This window comes from Paenibacillus sp. JT31N17, assembly GCF_056269255.1.
Window position 1 is genome coordinate 220,153 of the sequence record NZ_JBWDNP010000006.1, and the last position, 19,563, is coordinate 239,715.

15 protein-coding genes are annotated in these 19,563 nt (G+C 47.7%); 1 reads left to right on the top strand and 14 read right to left on the bottom strand.

What is annotated here, in order from left to right:
• Positions 1-167: 167 nt before the first annotated feature.
• The 6 genes from AC0YOB_RS20720 to AC0YOB_RS20745 form a co-directional block, all read right to left on the bottom strand.
• Positions 168-1,046, bottom strand: coding sequence for a carbohydrate ABC transporter permease (locus AC0YOB_RS20720; protein ID WP_210037914.1), 879 nt, complete (start codon positions 1,044-1,046; stop codon positions 168-170).
• A 40-nt stretch (positions 1,047-1,086) separates the two neighbouring features.
• Entirely contained in the window at positions 1,087-2,043 is a 957-nt protein-coding gene (locus AC0YOB_RS20725) for an ABC transporter permease (RefSeq protein WP_475794368.1), read from the bottom strand.
• A gap of 189 nt (positions 2,044-2,232) precedes the next feature.
• Entirely contained in the window at positions 2,233-2,862 is a 630-nt protein-coding gene (locus tag AC0YOB_RS20730) for an SGNH/GDSL hydrolase family protein (RefSeq protein WP_475794369.1), read from the bottom strand.
• A 21-nt stretch (positions 2,863-2,883) separates the two neighbouring features.
• On the bottom strand, positions 2,884-3,534 hold the full coding sequence (locus AC0YOB_RS20735; protein ID WP_475794370.1) for a FumA C-terminus/TtdB family hydratase beta subunit: 651 nt from the start codon (positions 3,532-3,534) through the stop codon (positions 2,884-2,886).
• On the bottom strand, positions 3,455-4,300 hold the full coding sequence (locus tag AC0YOB_RS20740; protein WP_379114022.1) for a fumarate hydratase: 846 nt from the start codon (positions 4,298-4,300) through the stop codon (positions 3,455-3,457). The genes AC0YOB_RS20735 and AC0YOB_RS20740 overlap by 80 nt, the downstream gene beginning before the upstream one ends.
• Positions 4,301-4,636: 336 nt before the next feature.
• On the bottom strand, positions 4,637-6,139 hold the full coding sequence (locus AC0YOB_RS20745; RefSeq protein ID WP_475794371.1) for an extracellular solute-binding protein: 1,503 nt from the start codon (positions 6,137-6,139) through the stop codon (positions 4,637-4,639).
• A gap of 177 nt (positions 6,140-6,316) precedes the next feature.
• On the opposite strand from AC0YOB_RS20745, the gene AC0YOB_RS20750 reads away from it, so the two are divergent.
• A complete protein-coding gene (locus AC0YOB_RS20750) occupies positions 6,317-8,518 on the top strand; it encodes a helix-turn-helix domain-containing protein (RefSeq protein WP_475794372.1) in 2,202 nt (733 codons plus the stop codon).
• 11 nt (positions 8,519-8,529) lie between these two features.
• Here the strand turns inward: AC0YOB_RS20750 and AC0YOB_RS20755 are convergent, their stop codons facing one another.
• The 8 genes from AC0YOB_RS20755 to AC0YOB_RS20790 all read right to left on the bottom strand — a co-directional run bounded on the left by AC0YOB_RS20755 (position 8,530) and on the right by AC0YOB_RS20790 (position 19,562).
• A complete protein-coding gene (locus AC0YOB_RS20755; RefSeq protein ID WP_475794373.1) occupies positions 8,530-9,642 on the bottom strand; it encodes a glycoside hydrolase family 88/105 protein in 1,113 nt (370 codons plus the stop codon).
• 46 nt (positions 9,643-9,688) lie between these two features.
• On the bottom strand, positions 9,689-10,564 hold the full coding sequence (locus AC0YOB_RS20760; RefSeq protein ID WP_475794374.1) for a carbohydrate ABC transporter permease: 876 nt from the start codon (positions 10,562-10,564) through the stop codon (positions 9,689-9,691).
• Complete coding sequence (locus AC0YOB_RS20765) at positions 10,564-11,520, bottom strand: ABC transporter permease (RefSeq protein ID WP_475794375.1); 957 nt, start codon at positions 11,518-11,520, stop codon at positions 10,564-10,566. The genes AC0YOB_RS20760 and AC0YOB_RS20765 overlap by 1 nt, the downstream gene beginning before the upstream one ends.
• A gap of 146 nt (positions 11,521-11,666) precedes the next feature.
• Positions 11,667-13,220 (bottom strand): extracellular solute-binding protein, encoded by a 1,554-nt coding sequence (locus AC0YOB_RS20770; protein ID WP_475794376.1) that lies wholly within the window; start codon positions 13,218-13,220, stop codon positions 11,667-11,669.
• Between the two features lie 322 nt (positions 13,221-13,542).
• Entirely contained in the window at positions 13,543-16,170 is a 2,628-nt protein-coding gene (locus AC0YOB_RS20775; protein ID WP_475794377.1) for an S-layer homology domain-containing protein, read from the bottom strand.
• A 96-nt stretch (positions 16,171-16,266) separates the two neighbouring features.
• On the bottom strand, positions 16,267-17,334 hold the full coding sequence (locus AC0YOB_RS20780; RefSeq protein WP_475794378.1) for a pectinesterase family protein: 1,068 nt from the start codon (positions 17,332-17,334) through the stop codon (positions 16,267-16,269).
• 410 nt (positions 17,335-17,744) lie between these two features.
• The gene (locus AC0YOB_RS20785) at positions 17,745-18,590 is read right to left on the bottom strand and encodes a polysaccharide deacetylase family protein (protein ID WP_475794379.1); all 846 of its coding nucleotides are present in this window, start codon (positions 18,588-18,590) and stop codon (positions 17,745-17,747) included.
• 561 nt (positions 18,591-19,151) lie between these two features.
• Positions 19,152-19,562 (bottom strand): glycoside hydrolase N-terminal domain-containing protein, encoded by a 411-nt coding sequence (locus AC0YOB_RS20790; RefSeq protein WP_475794380.1) that lies wholly within the window; start codon positions 19,560-19,562, stop codon positions 19,152-19,154.
• Position 19,563: the final 1 nt, after the last annotated feature.

The following is a 19,563-nucleotide window of genomic DNA, read 5'->3' on the forward strand; positions in this document are numbered from 1 at the left end:
GTCCGTTTCCGTTATCTCTGTTTACCTCTCAAATTATCCTGTTTTGGTGGCCGATCGGCCGGGTTCTCGTTTCGTTGTCGGCCGTTTCCGCATCTTGGCTTCGGTGGTGAACGTTCCATCTGATAGAGATTATTCATAGAACCTCCTTATGTGGACGCCACGATTTCTTATCCTTTAACAGAACCGATCAAGGCTCCTTTGGCAAAATGCTTCTGCAGGAACGGGTAGACGCACAGGATCGGCAGCGTGGATATGACGATCACGGACATCTTGATAATCTGACTCGGTGGAACGATATAATTGGAATCAAAGGTCGCCGAATCGCCCAGCCCGCCCGACGATAGAATAACGATTTGCCGCAGCCACACCTGAATCGGCCACTTGTAGCTGTCGTTGATGTACAGAACCGCATGGAAAAAGGAGTTCCAATGGTTAACCGCGTAAAATAGCGAGAAGGTGGCAATGGCCGGGAGCGAGAGCGGCAGTACAATTTGCCACAAGATACGCAGATCATTGCAGCCGTCGATTTTGGCCGCTTCCTCCAGCCCCTCCGGCATCTGCTGGAAAAAGTTCTTCAGTACAATCAGGTTAAATGCGCTGATCGCTCCCGGCAGGAGCAGCGACCAATAGGAATTGATCATCCCCAATGACTTGACGACCAGAAACGTCGGAATCATTCCTCCGCTGAACAGCATCGAGAATATAACCCCCAGCATGATGATCCGCCGGCCGTCCAGATCCTTGCGGGCCAGCGGATAGGCCATCAGGCAGGTAAACAGCAGATTGATCGCGGTTCCGGTGACCGTAATAAAGATCGTTACCCCCAGACTTGTGAGGAGCACGCTTGTGGAGAAAATATAGATGTAACCCTCCAGGGAAAATTCGTGCGGGAACAACACAATCTTCCTGGTGATAAATTCCTGAGGCGAGGTGAACGAGCCTGCGACGACATAAATAAACGGAAGCACCGTGGCCAGACCGAACAGACCCAGAAAGGTGTTGTTGCCGATATCGAACAATCTGCTGCCAAGCGATCCCTTACGCATGTTACCCACTCCTTATCTGCCAGCGATAGACGTTGTACTTCTAATAGATGCCTTCCTCGCCCATCTTCTTGGCGAAGTAATTAGAGCTGACCACCAAAATAATGCCGATGGCCGATTTGAACAAATTGACCGCCGTTGAATAGCTGAAATCCCCCTGCTGGATGCCGCGTTCATACACATACGTCTCGAATACCTCTCCGACCTCCCGATTCATCGGATTAAGCATCAGGAATATCTGCTCAAATCCGGTATCCAGAAAAGATCCCATGCGAAGAATGAGCAGCACCACAATCGTGCTTTGAATCGCGGGAAGCGTGACATGAACCATTTGCTTCCACCGGCTGGCTCCATCCATCCGGGCCGCTTCATACAGCTGGGGATCAACACCCGACAGCGCAGCCAGGAATAGAATCGTGCCCCATCCGGTTTCCTTCCAGATCGATTCGCTGACGATCATCACCCGGAACCAATCCGGATTAAGCAGAAAATTAATCTTTTCCCCTCCATATTGAAAGATAAGCTCATTCACAATGCCGCCTTCGGTGGTGAACAGAATATAGGCAAGACCAACGACGACGACCCAGGAAATAAAATGGGGAATATAAATCAAGCTTTGAATAACCCGCTTGTATGCCTCCTTGCGCACCTCGTTCAACAAAAGCGCAATAATAATGGGAAGCGGAAAAAAGAACAAAATATTATAGACCGCCAGAATAAATGTATTTCTAAACAGCATCCAAAACTCGGGCTCGCTGAAGAAAATGCGGAAATGCTCGAAGCCGACCCAGGAGCTTCGCAAGAAACCGGTAAAGGGCGAATAATCCTGGAAAGCGATGAGCACGCCCCACATAGGCGCATATTTGAAAATAAGAAAATACAAAATACCCGGCGCCAGCATGTAGTACATCCAGCGGTTTTTGATCAACCGTTTCTTGAGAAAGTCTCCAGCCGTGGGCGTAACCATGGGATTCGGTTTATTTGCCGATAGCGCTTTCAATGATTTGACCATCCTTTCTGCATACAAGGTTTGTATGACTGGTTCGTGTTAAGCCGAGCATACCATCACCTGTCGTAACCGGATACAATCACTAGAGAGTCAAAATGGATGCGCTTTCAAAAAGCGGTATATCAGGCTTCATCCAGCCTGATAATCATAAGAGCGACTCCGCATAATCATTTAGAGGTGTTAACTGCCGGCTGCGCTATTGTCAAATCGCGATTCCAGGAAACCCGCTATAAATGCCGCTTGCAGCCGCCGCACCTCATCTACAAAGTGAACGTGATCGCAGTAAGCGGAGTTTCCGAATTTCCTTGTCAAGCTGTACAGGTCGATCCGGGGTATTCCCAGTTCTGCGAAGATGGAGTCAGCCGCTGCATTATAAAGCAAGACGTCTTCATGGAACCGGTGGAACGTTTTGCCTGGACTATTATGAAGCTCCTCCACGACGTCTGTCGTCCGAATCCAAACCACCACGTTTGCCATTTCCATGGCGAGTTTGGCTATTTCCTTCAGGTTGTCCTCGTACGAGTCAAGCGGAACCTGCTTGGCACGGGTTCGCGGATCCGTCTTCATATCGTGCAGTCCGCAGTTCAGCAGCAAAATATCGTAATGCACGCCGCTCTTGCATTCCGACTTCAAATAGCTTAAAACCATCGAGCTGTCTCCGCCATTGGCACCCATGGCTTTATCCAGATCGACCATCGCCTGATCGCCGCCGCGCTTTCGGTCATAGCGGAACCTGCCCGCAAGCAGCGTACTCAAAAACGGACCGTATTGGATTGAGATGCTGTCCCCGATTACCATCACATTTCTCATATTTGCCGACCTCCGAATGGTTTATATCTGTCTGTATTTTGCAATTTCCTGTTCGTACAGATCATTTCCATGAGCATCGTAAGCGACAAGCAGCGGAAAGTCCTCCACCAGAAGCCAGCGGATCGCTTCCGGACCCAGATCCTCATAAGCAACAATTTCAACGGCCCTCACCTTTTGGCTAAGTACCGCGGAGAGCCCGCCAATTGCCGCAAAAGAAACGGCATTGTACCGCATGCAGGCCTCCTTGACCGTATCCCCCCGCGGCCCTTTACCGATCGTCCCCTTCACCCCGTATTCGTACATGGCCGGGGCGTAAGGGTCCATCCGAAAAGCAGTCGTCGGGGCAATGGGACCAATGATTTGTCCCGGTTTGGGAGGACAAGGCCCTGCGTAAAAAATAATTTGCCCTCTCAGGTCGACGGGAAGCTGCTCCCCCAGCTCAAGCCTGGCAATCATTCGTTTATGTGCAGCGTCCCTGGCCAGGTAGATCGCTCCGGAGAGCAGCACCTCATCCCCAGCCTTGAGTTGGTGAATGAAATCTTCAGCAAGCGGCGTATTTACACGGTATTGTGTCACCTTGGACAGCTCCTCCCTAAATGACTGTTGATTGTTTCCGCGCGGCGTGACATTGAATATTAACGGCGACCGGGAGCGCCGTAATGTGGCAGGCATAGGTTTCCACGGATACCCAGAGTGCGGTATTGGTTCCGCCGAGTCCTTGCGGCCCGATTCCGGTCTTGTTAACCAGCTCAAGCAGCTCCCTCTCGAGCCGCGCAATATGCGGTTCGTGATGGTGCTGTCCGATTTCACGCAGCACAGATTCCTTGGCAATCGCCGTCACCTTGTCAAAGGAGCCGCCGATCCCGACGCCGACTACAATCGGCGGGCACGCTTTTCCTCCGGCAGCAATAATGGTATCGAGCACAAACTGCTTGACACCCTCTTCCCCTTCGCCGGGCAGCAGGAACTTCATGGCGCTCATATTTTCACTGCCGCCGCCTTTGGGCAGCAAGGTCAGCTTGATTTGATCCCCCGGCACGATTTCCGTATGAACGACAGCCGGCGTATTGTCGTTTGTATTTACGCGCAGCAGCGGATCGCCGACCACCGACTTGCGCAGGAAGCCCTCCTCGTAGCCTTTTCGAACACCCGCCTGGATTGCTTCCAGGAAAGGACCGCCCGTAATGTGAACATCCTGGCCCACATCGGCATATACGATAGCAAGTCCCGTATCATGACAATAAGGCATATGCTGCTCCGCCGCTAATTCGGCATTCTCGATGAGCTGACTGATGATCGATTTGCCCAAAGGCGATTGTTCTGTCCGCTCTGCTTTCCTGAAGCCTTCTACGATGTCTGCAGGCAAATAATAGCAGGCCTCCCAACATAAACGGGCCACGTTATCGACAATTTCGTCCACATGTATAGTTCGCACCATGTAATCTCCACCTTTACGCTTTGTTAAATCGAGCATAACATCCTTTCATCATAACCGGATATAATCAGGAGAGCGCCAGATTTTTCGAAGGCTGGAGCACATTACGCGAAACCGGGCATTTGCCCTGTGGATATAATCTTGCAAGCCTTGCCTCAATCAACAGTCATCAATGATTGCACGTAAAAAACCCCCTGCGGCTGCAGGAGGAGAGTACTATTATTGAAGAAACTGCCGTATGTGTCACCTGGATCCTGTAACCAAGCCAAGGCTGCTACCATGATCGTTTTTTAACGAACCGTCCCCTGCATGATCTGCTTTATCGCTGAATGCTCTAACCTAATGAGCTGCATGGTATGCGTCATTGTACTCGTCAATGACTTGATCCCCCCCTTGCTCGCTCCATACGTCAATGGCTTTCCGGAATCCTGCTTCATCAATGCTGCCCAGAATAAAATCATAGGTCGCGTCCTCCATGATTTGGTTCAATTCATTTCCCTTCTCATTGAAGGTGACCGATTCCAGAGCATCCGCAGGATTCGGAACAATAAAATTGACATTGTCCGCATTGAACAAAATATTCTTCTTCCTTAGCGGATCATTATCCGGTTTTAGCAGCTCGGGAACGGTAACCTGAATCGAAGACAGTGGACGAACATCCTTCTCGATTGCTGCTGCGGCACCGGAAATATTTTCATAAACCCGCTCGCCGATCACCTTATAATGAATCCCTTCTATGCCAAGCTGCGTCAACCTGTATATATCCGGATCCCCCAGCCTGTCGAAGAAAGCCAGAATCCGCTTCAATTCCTCTTCTGTTTTCACTTGTGATTTGGGAAAAACATAGACCCCGTTATGCCCGGCTTGTGACCATATATGAGGCTTGCCATCAGGCCCATTGATCCGGTTGATCAAATCAAGCTGTGCATCGGGATTCACTTTCAGCAAGGCACTATTCAGATTCTTGGAATCATCCATATTCCCGATATACACACCGGCATGTTCATTCGTAAAATAATCCCATTGCTGCTGCTTGCTCGTCACGGCGAAGTCCGGATTGATCAGCTTTTCCACATAAAGCTTCTTCATGAATTTCATCGTATCCATATATTCCTTGAACATGAAATCAGGGACCAGCTTTCCATCCTTCAACCCCCAGCTATTCGGAGCTCCTTCGTAGGAAGCCAGCGTCTTAAATATACCGAATACCAAATCATTGCGGTCAGGTATTCCAAAAGTATCATCAATCAGATTGCCATCCGGGTCCTGCTCCTTGAAGGCGACAAAGATATTATACAAATCATTGAGGGTTTCAGGCTCCGGCAAACCAAGCTTCTCCAGCCAGTCCTTACGAATAATAATCCCTTGTCTGGACAAATCACGTTCCCGGTAGATGCCATAGTTCTTGCCGTCAATGGCCGTATCCTGCAGAATCGACGGATTCATTTTGCTTAGATTGGGGAAATCCTTGAGATATGGACCTATTTCCCAGAATACTCCGCCGCGGGCAGCATTCAAGTAGGCAGTGCTCTTGATGTCTTGAATCGTGACAACCTTGGTAAGGGTGTGCGAAGCAAGCGCGATTGTAATTTTATCTTCACTTACCGCGTCCGGTACCCAGGTAAAGCTCAAATCTGTATTTGTAGCTTCCTCAATTTTGCTGATTACAACATCAGAGGGTGGTGCAGGCGCATAAAGAATTGCCGTCCAGGTGATTTCCAATGGGTCCTCTTTTTGCTTTGTCTTTCCATTATCTGCAGTGTTATTATAGAAGCATGCGCTAAGGAGCATCATAAATATGCCGGTCAAGACAAACAGTCTTATCATCCCTATGCTCCTCATCTGCTTGACCTCCTCCTCCGTTCATTCACCATTGCCCCGGTTAGGATGATAGAGCACAAATTTGTATTGAATTCCCGAATGTAAGCGCTATACTTATTGTAACGAATCCATGGTATTATATCAAAGCTTTATAGTCTCGCCCGCTGACGCAATCATAAGTTTCTTCCAGGAGGATCAATGAGCAAACAACCGAATATGTATTTTCTCAAAATCCTGTTATTTGGTGTAATCATTGGTTCACTGCCCGTCATCACGATTGGGATATTCTCATACTTCAAGGCATCGCATACGATTCAGATCAATGCCAATCATTCAAAGCAGCAGAACCTGTTTCGTATTCAAAATAGCGTTGAACAAGTATTGAAGACAACGGACCATTCTCTTACCTACTTCGTCAACTCAGCCTTGTTAATCGATACCCTTACCGAGCCCCTCACTGTCACCCAATTTAAACAGTACAATCAAATCAGAAAGGAACTGACTCATCTCCAAACCTTCGATACGGGCATTTCGGATATCATTTTGCTTAGTCAGGATAAGGGATGGTTTATTGATAATGTCGGGTTATATCGCCTGGATCAAATCAAAGACGCGGACCGTTTTACCCGGTACCTTGATCTTCCGTTCGATTCTGTATGGATGGTCGACTCTCCTATTAATAATTCAGCAGCCTCTGACAACTGCCAATCCAATATCCAATTAATTAAAAAACTGCCCATCAATTCAATGAATAAAAAGGGCTTGGCTGTTACGCAAATCCCCGTCTGTTATCTTGGTAAAATGTTTTCCTATGATGTGGCCAATGAATCCGTGATGATCGTAGACCAGAATCAACAGATCTTCCTGGAAGCCAATCCGACTTTGCTTAAAGATGTGGATGTCAAATTATCCGTGCTTGATCCGATATCAGATCTGGTGCCCTCTTCCGGCCAATTCCAGATTAACAATCATAGTACTGAATTTACCGTTACCTACCAAAAATCCGATTACAACGGATGGATCTATCTATCCTTCATATCCATCAAAGAACTGACAAAGGAATCACGTGCAATTGGCTGGTTTACGGCTGTGATCTGCATCGTGCTGCTGCTTGCTGCGCTCATAACCGCCTGGATCGTAACGAAGAGAATCTATAATCCCATCAAGAAATTGTTTCATTTCTCTTCCGAGCTGGAGGGTCAGCTGCAAACACAAACAGGACAGCTCAAAATCCTGTTCATGTTCAAGCTGTTCCAGGGGGGACTGGGCTCCAGGGAAATCAGCGAAAAGCTCCAATCGCTGGGCTTCACCGATTCATATAAACAATTGTCCGTCATTACGATCCAGATTGACACATTGGAAGGAACGCGGTATGACGACAATGATTTGGACCTGTTGCTGTTTGCTATTAACAATATTATAGAAGAATTGATTGCCGAGCATCGCCGGTTAACGCCGGTCGTCATCGACCAATCTCAAACAACCATTTTGCTGAACAACGCAGCAGACCCTGACAAATTGAAAGAAGATATTTATTTACTGGCCCAAGACATTCAACTTACGATATTCAAATATCTCCATGTGGATGTCAGCATAGGGATCAGTCTGCCGTTCTTTGATCTGTCCACGACCCAGCAGGCCTATCAGGAAAGCATAGAGGCTTTGAAAAACCGGATACGTCTGGGAGATAAAGCGATTATTTATTACCAGGAGCTGCCGCAAGGGGGATATCCCATCCACACGTTCTTCCCCTCCAAAGTGCAAAACGAATTGTCGGATGCCATTAAACTTGCGGATCGCGGGGAGGTAGACAAGCTATTGGCTTTGTTCTACCTGAATTTATCAAATAATCATATGGGGCCAAAGGAATACGAAATTTGGACAACCCGATTACTCATCGACTTTATCCAGCTCACACACTCCCTTGGCATCCAGTACATGCCATTTACCGATAACCAGTCGGTTTTCGAGCGCATGTTCAAATTGCGGACAACAAAGGAAATCCAGGTTTGGTTGCGGCAATCCGTAATTGAACCTATTATCGTGGCTATTGAAGAACGGACATTATCGCAATACAAGAATATCTCCGAACAAATCATCATGATTATTCAAGAAGACTTTGATAAGGAGATTTCGCTGGATTCCATTGCCGCCAGAATGCATTACAATCCCAACTATTTAAGCAGTGTATTCCGTAAGGAGGTAGGCATCCCCTTCAGCGAGTATTTAGCCGTGCATCGCCACAGCAAAGCGATCAGATATTTGGTCGAGACCACGATGTCCATAAAAGAAATTTCTGAGAAACTGCAGTACAATAATTCCCAAAATTTCATTCGTTCGTTCCGTAAAATAGAAGGCATAACGCCTGGCAAATACCGTCAGGACCGTCAAACTGGTTGAATGTTTGATTATTAAGCCTGGACAAGACCATCCATTTCACAGCACGCCATGATGAGCGCACCGACTCCGTGCAGATCATTCCCGCTGGTTTCCCTTGTCACATAATGGGTATAGTCGCCCGCAGAGGTACCCACACAAATGCCCGGCATGACAAGACCTTGCTCATCCTCATAGAGAGAATGAATTAACCCCTCGTACCCTGCGATAGCAGCAGACCGGCAATCGTTATCCACATAACCATGTTTGATTGCCTTGGCAATCGCATAGACAAACAGACTTGTGCAGGATGACTCCAACCAATTGTCGGAGCGGCTGCCCTTGTCTATTACCTGATACCACATACCGCTGCCTTTATCCTGATAACGGATCAAGCTGTACAGTAGATCGCGAATATGTCCGGTTAACTCGGCGGTTGCGGGATGCCCTGCGGGCAAATCATCCATCAAGTCAACAATGGCAATGGCATACCAGCCGGCCGATCTCCCCCAGAATTCCGGTGAACAGCCGGTTTCCGGGTCAGCCCACGGCATGAGACGGCGCTCATCCCAGGCATGATAGTACAATCCCGTCCGCGGATCCTGCATATGTGTTCTCATCAGCTTTTCCTGTTTCAACGTTTGATCCACTAATTCGGAAGCGTTATAGTGTCTCGCATACTTCACAGCGAAAACTCCGCTCATATATAAACCGTCCAGCCACATTTGGTATGGATACTTATCTTTATGCCAAAATCCGCCCTCGGAAGTCAGATTGAGGGTGTGGAAAAGCTGCCGTAATTTAGCTGCCGCCAACCGGTAACGCGCTTCTCCGAATTGTTCATCCAGCGTGAACAGAATAAGCCCAGCCTGTATCGCATCCAGTTCGTCGCGTTGAAAATAAAAATTGCCATATTCATCAATCAGCAGGTCCGCATACGCTTTCACATACAGCAAATAACGTTGGTCATGATTTTTCTGCCATAATTGCAGCATCCCGCACAGGAACACACCCTGATGATAATGCCAGCGGTTAGCCGGCGGCAACTGCATCGGTGAATACCGGTTCATTAAAGAATTGCAGGCAGCCTCTGCCCATTCCAGAGGGGTTCGTTGAACCCTCCTGCTATGCTCTGCTTGATTAATCATTCCAGTATCTCTCCTTCATTCTTTATTTACGTAACATAGCCATTGACTATCCTTTAACCGAACCGAGCAGTGCGCCTTTGGCAAAATGCTTTTGCAGGAATGGATAGACAAGCAGGATCGGGAGGGTGGCTACAACAATAACCGCCATCTTAATGGCTTGATCCGGCGGCGGGACTTCACTATCCATGGACGAATCGCTATTCATACCGCTGGCGAGAATAACAATCTGCCGCAGCAGGATCTGTATGGGCCATTTGGCATTATCATTCAAATACAGAATGGCTGAAAGATAAGTGTTCCAATACGTCACCGCGTAGAAAAGTGAAATTGTCGCTATCGCGGGCAAGGACAGCGGCAGCACAATTCGAAAAAATATGCCAAAGTCGTTGCAGCCATCAATTTTCGCCGACTCTTCAAGTCCCTCAGGTATGTTTTGAAAAAAGTTTTTGAGTATTACCATATTGAAGGCATTTACCGTAACCGGAATAATGAGTGCCCAATAAGAATCGATTAATCCCAGTTCTTTCACGACCAGGAAGGTTGGAATCAATCCCCCATTAAACAGCATCGTGAAGACGACAAGGAACATGATCAAGTTCCTGCCATCCACATCTTTGCGCGCAAGTCCGTAAGCCATTAACGAAGTAATGAACATGCTGATTGCCGTTCCGGCAGCGGTAACCCCGGCGGAAACTCCCAATGCCTTAGCGATGGTGCTCGTGGAGAAGATAAAGCGGTAAGCATCGAGACTCCACCGCGTTGGGAGAAGTACAAATTTCCTGACCGATAGCTCTGCAGAGGTTGTGAACGAGCCCGCGATGATATGGATGAACGGCAAGATCATAATCAAGGCAATCAGGATCAGGATGGCAAGATTAACGGAAGAGAACAATCGACCCCGGAATGAAGTATCTTCGACCATTAGTAGATACCCTCTTCCCCCATTTTTTTGGCCAATCTGTTTGCGGCTGCAATCAAAATGAGCCCGACAATCGATTTGAAAGCGCCGATTGCGGCACTATAGCTGAACTGCTGCTGTCTTAATCCAGCAGTAAATACGTAGGTATCTATTATTTCTGCAACACCGCGGTTCATCGTATTTAACAATAAATAGACATGCTCAAAGCCGAGTTCAAGGACGTCGCCTATTTTCAGAATCAATAGCAAGACAACCACGCTCCGGATAGCCGGCAATGTAATATGCCAAATTTGCCGAAACCGGCCGGCGCCATCAATGCGGGCCGCTTCATACAACTGCAAATCTACTGCTGCAATGGCTGCTAAATATATAATCGTCCCCCACCCCGCCTCCCGCCAGATCACCTGTAGAATGTACACGGGTCTAAACCATTCCAGGCTTAGCAGGAAGTTCACCTCATTAAAGCCAAAATAGACGAGAAGCTCATTGATCAGTCCGCCGTCCATCGTGAGCATGACGAAGCTGATCGATACAATAATGACCCAGGACATAAAATGAGGAATGTAAATGATCGTTTGGATCGTTCGTTTAAGATAAGATATTCGGACCTCATTCAGCATTAAAGCCAGAATAATCGGAATCGGGAAGAAGAAGATCAGATTCATCCCAAACAAAATAAACGTATTCAATAGAATGTTGATGAAATCCGGCTCGGTGAACAATCTTTCGAAATGCTTAAAGCCCACCCATTCACTTCCGGTTATCCCCTTGAAGGGCTTATAGTCCTGAAACGAGATAATCAACCCGTACATCGGTAAATATTTAAATAAAACAAAATAAATCAGACCGGGGGCGATCATGATATACAGCAGCTTGTTTTTCCAGATCCGTTTCTTTAGTTCGCTGCTGCCGGGTTTTGGCACATAGGCTTGCGCAGTTTGAACTGCTGAGTCTTGCATGATCGTTCTTCCTTTCTTCATACAGAATTAACGATTCGGAAGAGATTGTTCAATTCACAATCTCTTCCGCTTGACTACACCTCATTACCGGTTTTACCCTTCGCACCGCGCGCAGCTCCCAGCGCGCGGTGTGGCGTTGCATGCTCTCATTTCTTATAGGCTGCGTTATATTCTTCAATGATTTTATCGCCGCCGCGTTCTCTCCAATCCTTGATAGCCGCTTGAAATCCGGCTGCATCAATGCTCCTGTAAATATATTTATAAGTGGCATCCGTAATAATTTGCTGAAGCTGTACACCTTGCTCCGTATAAGTTGCCGAATCCAGAGTTGTTGTCGGATCATTGATCATGAAGCCTTCATTTTCCTTCGCTAATTGTACGGCTTTATTAGCGGCGTCAAGCGTGTAATAAGGCTCGTATCGGCCATTTGTTTCAGGCTCACCGATCACGCTGTCCTTATAGCCTTTCACTTCTCTAATGTTCTTGTCCGGATCGTCTCCATCTTTCGCACGACCGTCAACGATGGTATAATGTTCATTTTCAATGCCCCAATACATCATATTTGCAACTTCAGGTGTCATCATTTTATCGAAAAACGCTAATATTTTCTTCAATTCGACTTCATCCTTGATGGCCGATTTCGGGAACAAAACAACATTGTTATAGCCGGGAATGGTCCAGCTGCCAAATGTGCCTTTAGGTCCATTAATGTGGCTTTGAACGTCAACTTCAGCTAGAGGAACGTTCTTGACCAGATTATTGAACAAACCGTTCACATCTGCCATCGAACCGATATAAGTTCCTGCTGTTCCTGCCTGGAACATATTAACCTGGTCGGTTTTACTCGTTGCAGCAAAGTCCTTATTCATGTATCCCGCATCCCGGATCTTGGCGAAGTAGTCCATCGTTTCGATATATTCCGGGAACATGAACTCAGGCAGCAGTTTACCTTCCTGCTCGCCCCAATTATTCGGCGTACCGAACCATGCGGCAGCTGTTTTGAAAGCGCCGTAGATCAGATCATTACGATCCGTCAAGCCGACGGTATCGTCCTTGTTATTGCCATCGGGATCATCTTCGGTAAACGCCCTCAGCATCTCAAAGTATTCATCCACATTGGCGGGAGCCTTCAAGCCTAACTTGTCCGCCCAATCTTTACGGTAGATCATACCTTGACGCGCTAATTCTCTTCCCAGATACAAGGAGTAAATTTTCCCGTCTACCTTCGTATTGTTTAGAATGATTTCCTTTAATTTGCCCAGGTTTGGAAACTCTTGCATATACGGGCCGATTTCCCAGAACTGTCCATCACGAATGGCATCTTTAAATAAAATAAAGCTGGCTTGATTCTTCAAATATGTGACCTGCGGCAGCGATCCGGTAGCGAATGCTGTATTCAATTTTTCCTCATACGCATCTGCCGGAAAGAATTGATAAGTAAGCTTCGTATTGGTCAGCTTCTCTACTTCATTCTTAATCCTGTCCGGCGGCGTCTCTGGTGTATTCAATGGAAGCATAATTGTGATTTCCGTTGGCGCTTCCGGTTCAACCACATCCGTTGCAGCTGCATCGTCCCCGGCTGGTGACTCTCCTGCAGCTGGTGCATTCGTGTTCTCTGCGCCTTTGCCGGAGCACGCGGACAGAACGATGCTGCAGATCATAATCATGCTCAGCAATAACGCTAAACCTTTTCTCTTCATTTTGCTTGACCTCCGTATTATTAGTTTTGTGCAACTTCACTGTACATTCATCTGCAGCGTTTCAGATACAATCATTAGTTCATTTGAAGACCGTTTGATGCACGATCTGTACCCATGATTATGATCTGTGCTAATGACACCTCCATCTATCAAGAGCACGGCGGCACCTTGCGGCGGTTTTTTTCGGCATAATTGTTTCTCCTGCATGGGCAAGGATGCTCTTTCTAATGCTCTTTCTATCGCCTTTTTCCCGATGGCTTGAAAAAAAGGTTACCCCGCAAGCGGCTTATTGCTCGAAGGATAACCTTTTGTCCTGGCAGATTTAAATCAGGTTGGATTTCTGAAGAAGCCTCTGAACAATGGTGGCAGCCTCTGCTCTGGTGATGTAAGCTTCCGGAGCAAGCTCCCCGCTGCTTCTGCCCATAACGATTCCTGCCTGCAAGCTGCCATAAATACCGTCCATCGCCCATTCGGAGGCCTTGCTGACATCTGCGAATGGAAGAAGCAATTCTTCTGCTGCTCTGGATGGAAGCGTTGCTTTCAGGCCGGTAACGTTCATTGCATGAGCGATGATAACCATCGCTTGTTCCCGGGTGATTCTATCCATCGGGCGGAAAGTACCATCTTCAAACCCACTGATCAGGTTAAAGGAGTCTGCCGTTTGCACAGCGCCGCTGAACCAATCTGCTGTTTGAACATCTGAGAACGAACTGGTCCCGATTTCCGGCTTCAAGCCCAATCCTCGAACAAGAATCGCTGTGAATTCTGCCCGTGTAATCTCCTGATCCGGATTAAACAGCTCATCGCCGACCCCCTGGATCACCATTCGCGACCCCAGATCATTAACGGCATTTTTAGCCCAATGACTTGCGACATCCTTAAACTCAACGGGGTGCCATACTACAGTGTACATGCTGTTTGTTAAGCTGTTTATTTTTATGAAATTCTTGCCGTCAATCACAACAACCTTGGTGGGTACATGCCGAACCGTTCCGTCAGGCTCAATAACAACACCCGTTGTGACTTTTCCTGGATCAGTACCCTCCGGTACAGCAATGGTACGTTCCACATAAGCATTGAACCTGGCCGCTTCAATTGCAGTATCCCCGTGAAAAGCTCTTACCGTGAAGTCCAGCGGGGAAACGATGATGCTGAATTCTCCTTTAGCCGCTGAATTCTCAACGATTTCCATCGCTGCTGCCGTCGGTGCCGCTATCCCGATTTGTACTTTTATATCTTCGAGCCTTACGCCTGCACCAAATTGTTCTGATAGCTTTTGAATGTTAATCTGCTGTGCAGGCAGCGTATAAGTCGCATTCGGAGTCTTTATTTTCACAGCTGCCTGTTTCTGCTCCATGATTTGGACCGATTGGCCGGTAAATTCTCCAATAACAGAATCAGCGCTCAAATTCGTTGATATCTCAATGATTGCATGCTGGCCTGCTCTTTCAAGGACAGCTTGTAATTCCCCAGAGTTAATGACTATCGCTGCTGTTGTACGATCGTTCACGGATGTCGTCGTTAATGTTCCTATATGTTCAGCCCTGCCATTGACAACAACATCCGCTTCGTTACTCTGATCTGCAGGATTCACCGGAGTGTCAGGATTTATTGGCGTGCCCGGATCTGTCGGCGTGCCCGGATCTGTCGGCGTGCCCGGATCTGTCGGCGTGCCCGGATCTGTCGGCGTGCCCGGATCTGTCGGCGTGCCCGGATCTGGCCCAGGGTAGGATATATCAAAGCGGCTGTACACATTGCTGTTTCCGTTCGAAACGGTTCCAGACCACTGCACGCCTGCCCCGCCAAATTCATTCGGAGCAATCGTTTCCGCAAGGGATAATACCTCGTCGTCCACATCGTTATAGGCGCTTACCGTAAAGGTATTTCCTGTTATTGCGAGATTTATATACGTGTTTGGCTTGAGAACGCCCGTTAGTACTTGTGTGTCGCTAATAGGTCTGCCCACACCATTGTCGATCTTATAAAGCTGGAACATGACTTTCTGTCCGGATTGCGTTGTTCTCCAGAATCTCAACGAATATCCGGTCTTTGTACGCGGATCGTATTTAATAAAGATATCCGATTTCTGTACGAGTGGTTCGTCGCTGCCAGAGCCAGGGCTTCCAAAGCCTTGACCTTCAATCTTCTCAGGCGACAGCACCGCACTGATTTGCATATCTCCAAACCTGGCATCCTGCTGATAGTACAGCGCCGCTCCCTGCGAAGCCGCTCTAACCCCATAGCCATTTACCAGATTCGCCCCCGCTGCCGATGTCCAGTTGCCGGCAACGGTCCACAAACCGCTGGTGTATTCTGCGTTTGTTGTTATGACGAAGTTTCGGAAGTTAGGAGAAACGTTCATCGATGGGATGTCCGCCTCCCGGATCGGAGCGGCGGACATGGCGTATTCCGCTGGGCCCGGATTACTGATCGAGTGCTTGGGCTCAACGCCTGCACGAATATATTTTCCGGCATCACCCGGAGTAAGCGTGTACTCCTTCAAGGGCAAATTTCCTCTGCTCATGGCGACTGCTCTTGAATTTGTTCCTGCAGCATCGTCGCTAATGTACCATGTAATGACCGATTGATCCTCCTTCTTGCCCAGATCCATCGAATAATTGAGACTTACTTTGCCGTTTGCCGGTGCATTTAAAATCGGCTTTTCAACGAACGTCGGCGGATCAATATACTCCGGCTCAACATAAATATGCGCCGTAACATAAAAACCGTTAACTGCAGTTGCTCTGACCGTGACATACTCGGCTTGTTCTGTCGTATTCCGGCCGGTTACAACGATTTCCTCGCCTGTCGTGCTGCTTAAAGTGATCAGGTCTGAATCCGTAGACCATGTAATTGTCTTGTCAGGCGCTCTTGCGGGTGATACGGAGGCTTTAAGGGCAGCGCCTTCTCCACCCGTTCGAATCGACTGCGTTCCGTTAGTGATCGCCATTCTGTAGATCAAGTCGCCCTGGTCTGCGTATTGCTCTTTAAGGCCCGCTGGATCCCAATCGTCTGCGACACCCGTTGGCGTTGCGCGGAGCAGGTTTCAGGGGTTGAAGGCTAACGCTTCCTCGTCCGATAATTCTCTTGATGTATGATTGGCAGGCTCGCCATTAAGGCTATCTACAAATTCCGCTCTATTACCGGTGGTGTCCTTCGTGTTATACGTAAGAGAATATAAATTATTTCTAATGATCGGGGTCGTAGTTCCCCATACGTTAGGCGTTGTTGGGGTGAATACAGGCAGCGTGCTGTTGATCAGGGCAACCGGATTCGAGAATCCTTTATAGAAGCCCACGCCTCGGTCTGATGTGAATTTCGTATTAATGAAGACAATGCCTGATGCCGCCATTACAGGTCCATAACCATCCGGAAAAGCAATCTCAGAGTCTTCCCAGACACTGATTGTTCCGCCTCCAAGGAAATCCGCAGTACCCTCCAGATAACAATTCTTACAATAGGAACGCGTAGTCTGCAAGAAGAGTGTGTCTAATCTGCTGAGGAAAGCAACATTCATATAGGTGTGCTTGTCACCAGACGCTTGCAGCGCCACTGCCTGTGTTTCTACATTCGACCGCTTCGTCAGGTTTTTGCCCGGATCGCCTGGATATTCATAATCTATGTTCGTATAGTTAAGGAATGTAAGGTTCTTGGCTGTGAATCCGGTTGCTCTTACAATGACGACATAACCGTTATTGGAAGTCGTCTCCGTACCGGCTCCTTGCTTATTACCGCGATTGTCGGCGAGCACGACTTTACCTCTATCATCGGTAAGTCCAAGCAAGGTTATATAGTCTTTGGTAATGGTCAGTCCCGGCTCGGTCGGCGTTCCCGTAATCTGATAGACATCCGGCTTCAGGCCAATCACGGTCGGATTGTCTGCCGTTCCTGCAGGCGCGGCTGCATAAGCCGCCTGCAGCGTTCTAAATTCGTTCTGTTCGGGAATATCTGCCGGAAGCGAGCTATCTACAAGATAATCATAGCTAAGCCCGGAAGCGGGGCTGTTTTCAGGCAGGCCATTCTCCTCCGCGGACGTACGTGATCCTGTAAGGGACATGACTAATACCAACATAACTGTAAGCGCTAACATAATCATTGTTGGTTTTTTATACATCTTCATTTTCATCTCCTTGTATAAGCTTGCTTCAAATCCTGATCCGTTTGTCTCATCGATGCCGGAGACAGTCATTGATCTTGCTCAGCCTTATCCAAAAGCTTCTTCTCTTCATTCTCTGTTGACCTCCATAATATTATTTCTGTGCCTTTACTCCACTTTCACTGTACATTTCCCGCATGGTTACGGATACAATCATTAGCTCATGTAGAGGCTCTATGATGCACGATCTGTAATGATGATTACGATCTGGACTAATGACACCGCTTAAATATCCGGATTTTTGAGTCAAGACCGCCTAACGAGCCTACTCCGCACATTTGAATGAATCTTCTCAGCCATTCACCGTGAATGGCTGAGACTTACCGGGCCATGGTCGCCCAGTCATTCGGTATCCTCTGTACCTCTGTTTATTTGGCGGGAATATTCAGTAATTCAGTAATCGTAACCAGCTTGACCCCATCGTTTTTAAGCTTGTTAATAATGTTGGGCAGGGCCTTTACCGTTCCCGATAGATCCTCACCCGTTCCACCGGCAGAATGCTGCAAAATAATGGATCCCGGGTATACATGGGCAAGAATATTCCCCTCTACCTGTTCGGCACTTAAACCTTTCCAATCCAGGGAATCTACGTTCCAATTCACAATTTTTTTGTGTTGACTCGCTAACCACTGGATTTGTCTCTCACTTATATTTCCATAAGGCGGCCTGACAATTTTCGGGGTAAATCCGGTGAATTGACGAATAAGCTGATCCGTTTTATTAATTTCATAACGAAATTCGGCGTCGGACAATTTCGGGAGATTCGCATGATCGTAGGAATGATTACCAATTAAATGGCCATCCTGAACAATGCGTTTCATGATGTCGGGGTGTGATTCAGCCCGGTTTCCAATCACAAAAAATGTTGCTTTGACCCCCGTTTTTTTCAGAACGTCAAGTATTTGCGGGGTGAAATCAGCATCAGGCGCATCGTCGAATGTCAAAGCGACTTCACGTTTTTTTGCAGAACCATTTAACAGAAAGGTACTTTGGTATTTATTTCGCAAATCCGATAGAGAGAGGGAATGGGGTTGACGGTTTTTTTGCTCCGACCCATCCAATAGATCAGGTGTTACAGACTGTGATTGTATGTTCGACTGCTCAGTCAGGCTCCGCGGTGCAGGCTGCGCCGCTTTTTGATCTATACTTCTTTGTGTACAACCAGAATCCATAAATAGAACGACAAGAAATGGAACGAGCCAATGTAGCTTCATGTAATTGTCCAGCCCCCGTTTTTAAATTTTTTCATGTCGTTTAGGTTGTGTTATTGCCAATAAATTATACAGAATTAAGAATGAATGATGCGTTAATTTCGAGGGAAATATAGGCATGGGCATTACAAACATAAGAATGTATATTAAAGCCTGTACCAATGGAGTTTTCCATAATGAAAAAGGTTTATATTCTATATTGGAAAAAGGTAGCTTGGTTTCTTGTCTGCTTGCTCATTGGCTTGAAAGACAGCCAGCAGTTTGACAGCATCGTCCTCACAGCTTTCAGACAGTTTTCCCCATATCCCATAGCAGGATGTGAGCGGCCTGATTGTTGTGAAGCCGGTCACGTCTTCTTCTTTTGCCCGAATAAAGCCCGGCTTTGCAGCCCCTAAATAGAAAAAAACCGCCCTCACTTAACGAAAGGACGGTTTTATAAAGGAATTCTTTAAACATACCTAATGCCCAACTAAATTATTTTCAGGACGGGAATATCGTTTAGCACGGATGTTCCTGCCTTACAACGTGATCGGTGAGACCGGGAAACCGTATATCGTTCATCCTTCACTTCGTATTGTGGGATGAAGCGGAAATTGGTGAAATGGGTGTGTGTCCTATATCCCTTCGCCGCCGCAGCTGCCGCTCATCCATATCGCGTCGTCTTCGACGCGGCCAGTCCGGTCGGCGCACCGCCAGCGACCACGCTCCGAACGCGCATTGAAGCCGCGCCCAAGCCGGATCCACGGTCAGTCTGACGATCACCGCATGGTCGGGATAGTTGGCGAATAGCTCACGCTTGAAAGAAATGCTGCCCTGGCTGAACGCCATCGCAACGATCCTGCTGTCCATATCCAGCAATCGGGAATAGTGCGCCATATCGCCTTCGGGGAGCGCAAGCTGCAGCCGTTCCTGCCGCGGCTGCCCGTACACCATCGCGCCTAGCCGACCGCTGCCGACCGGCAGCGACTCTTCCAAT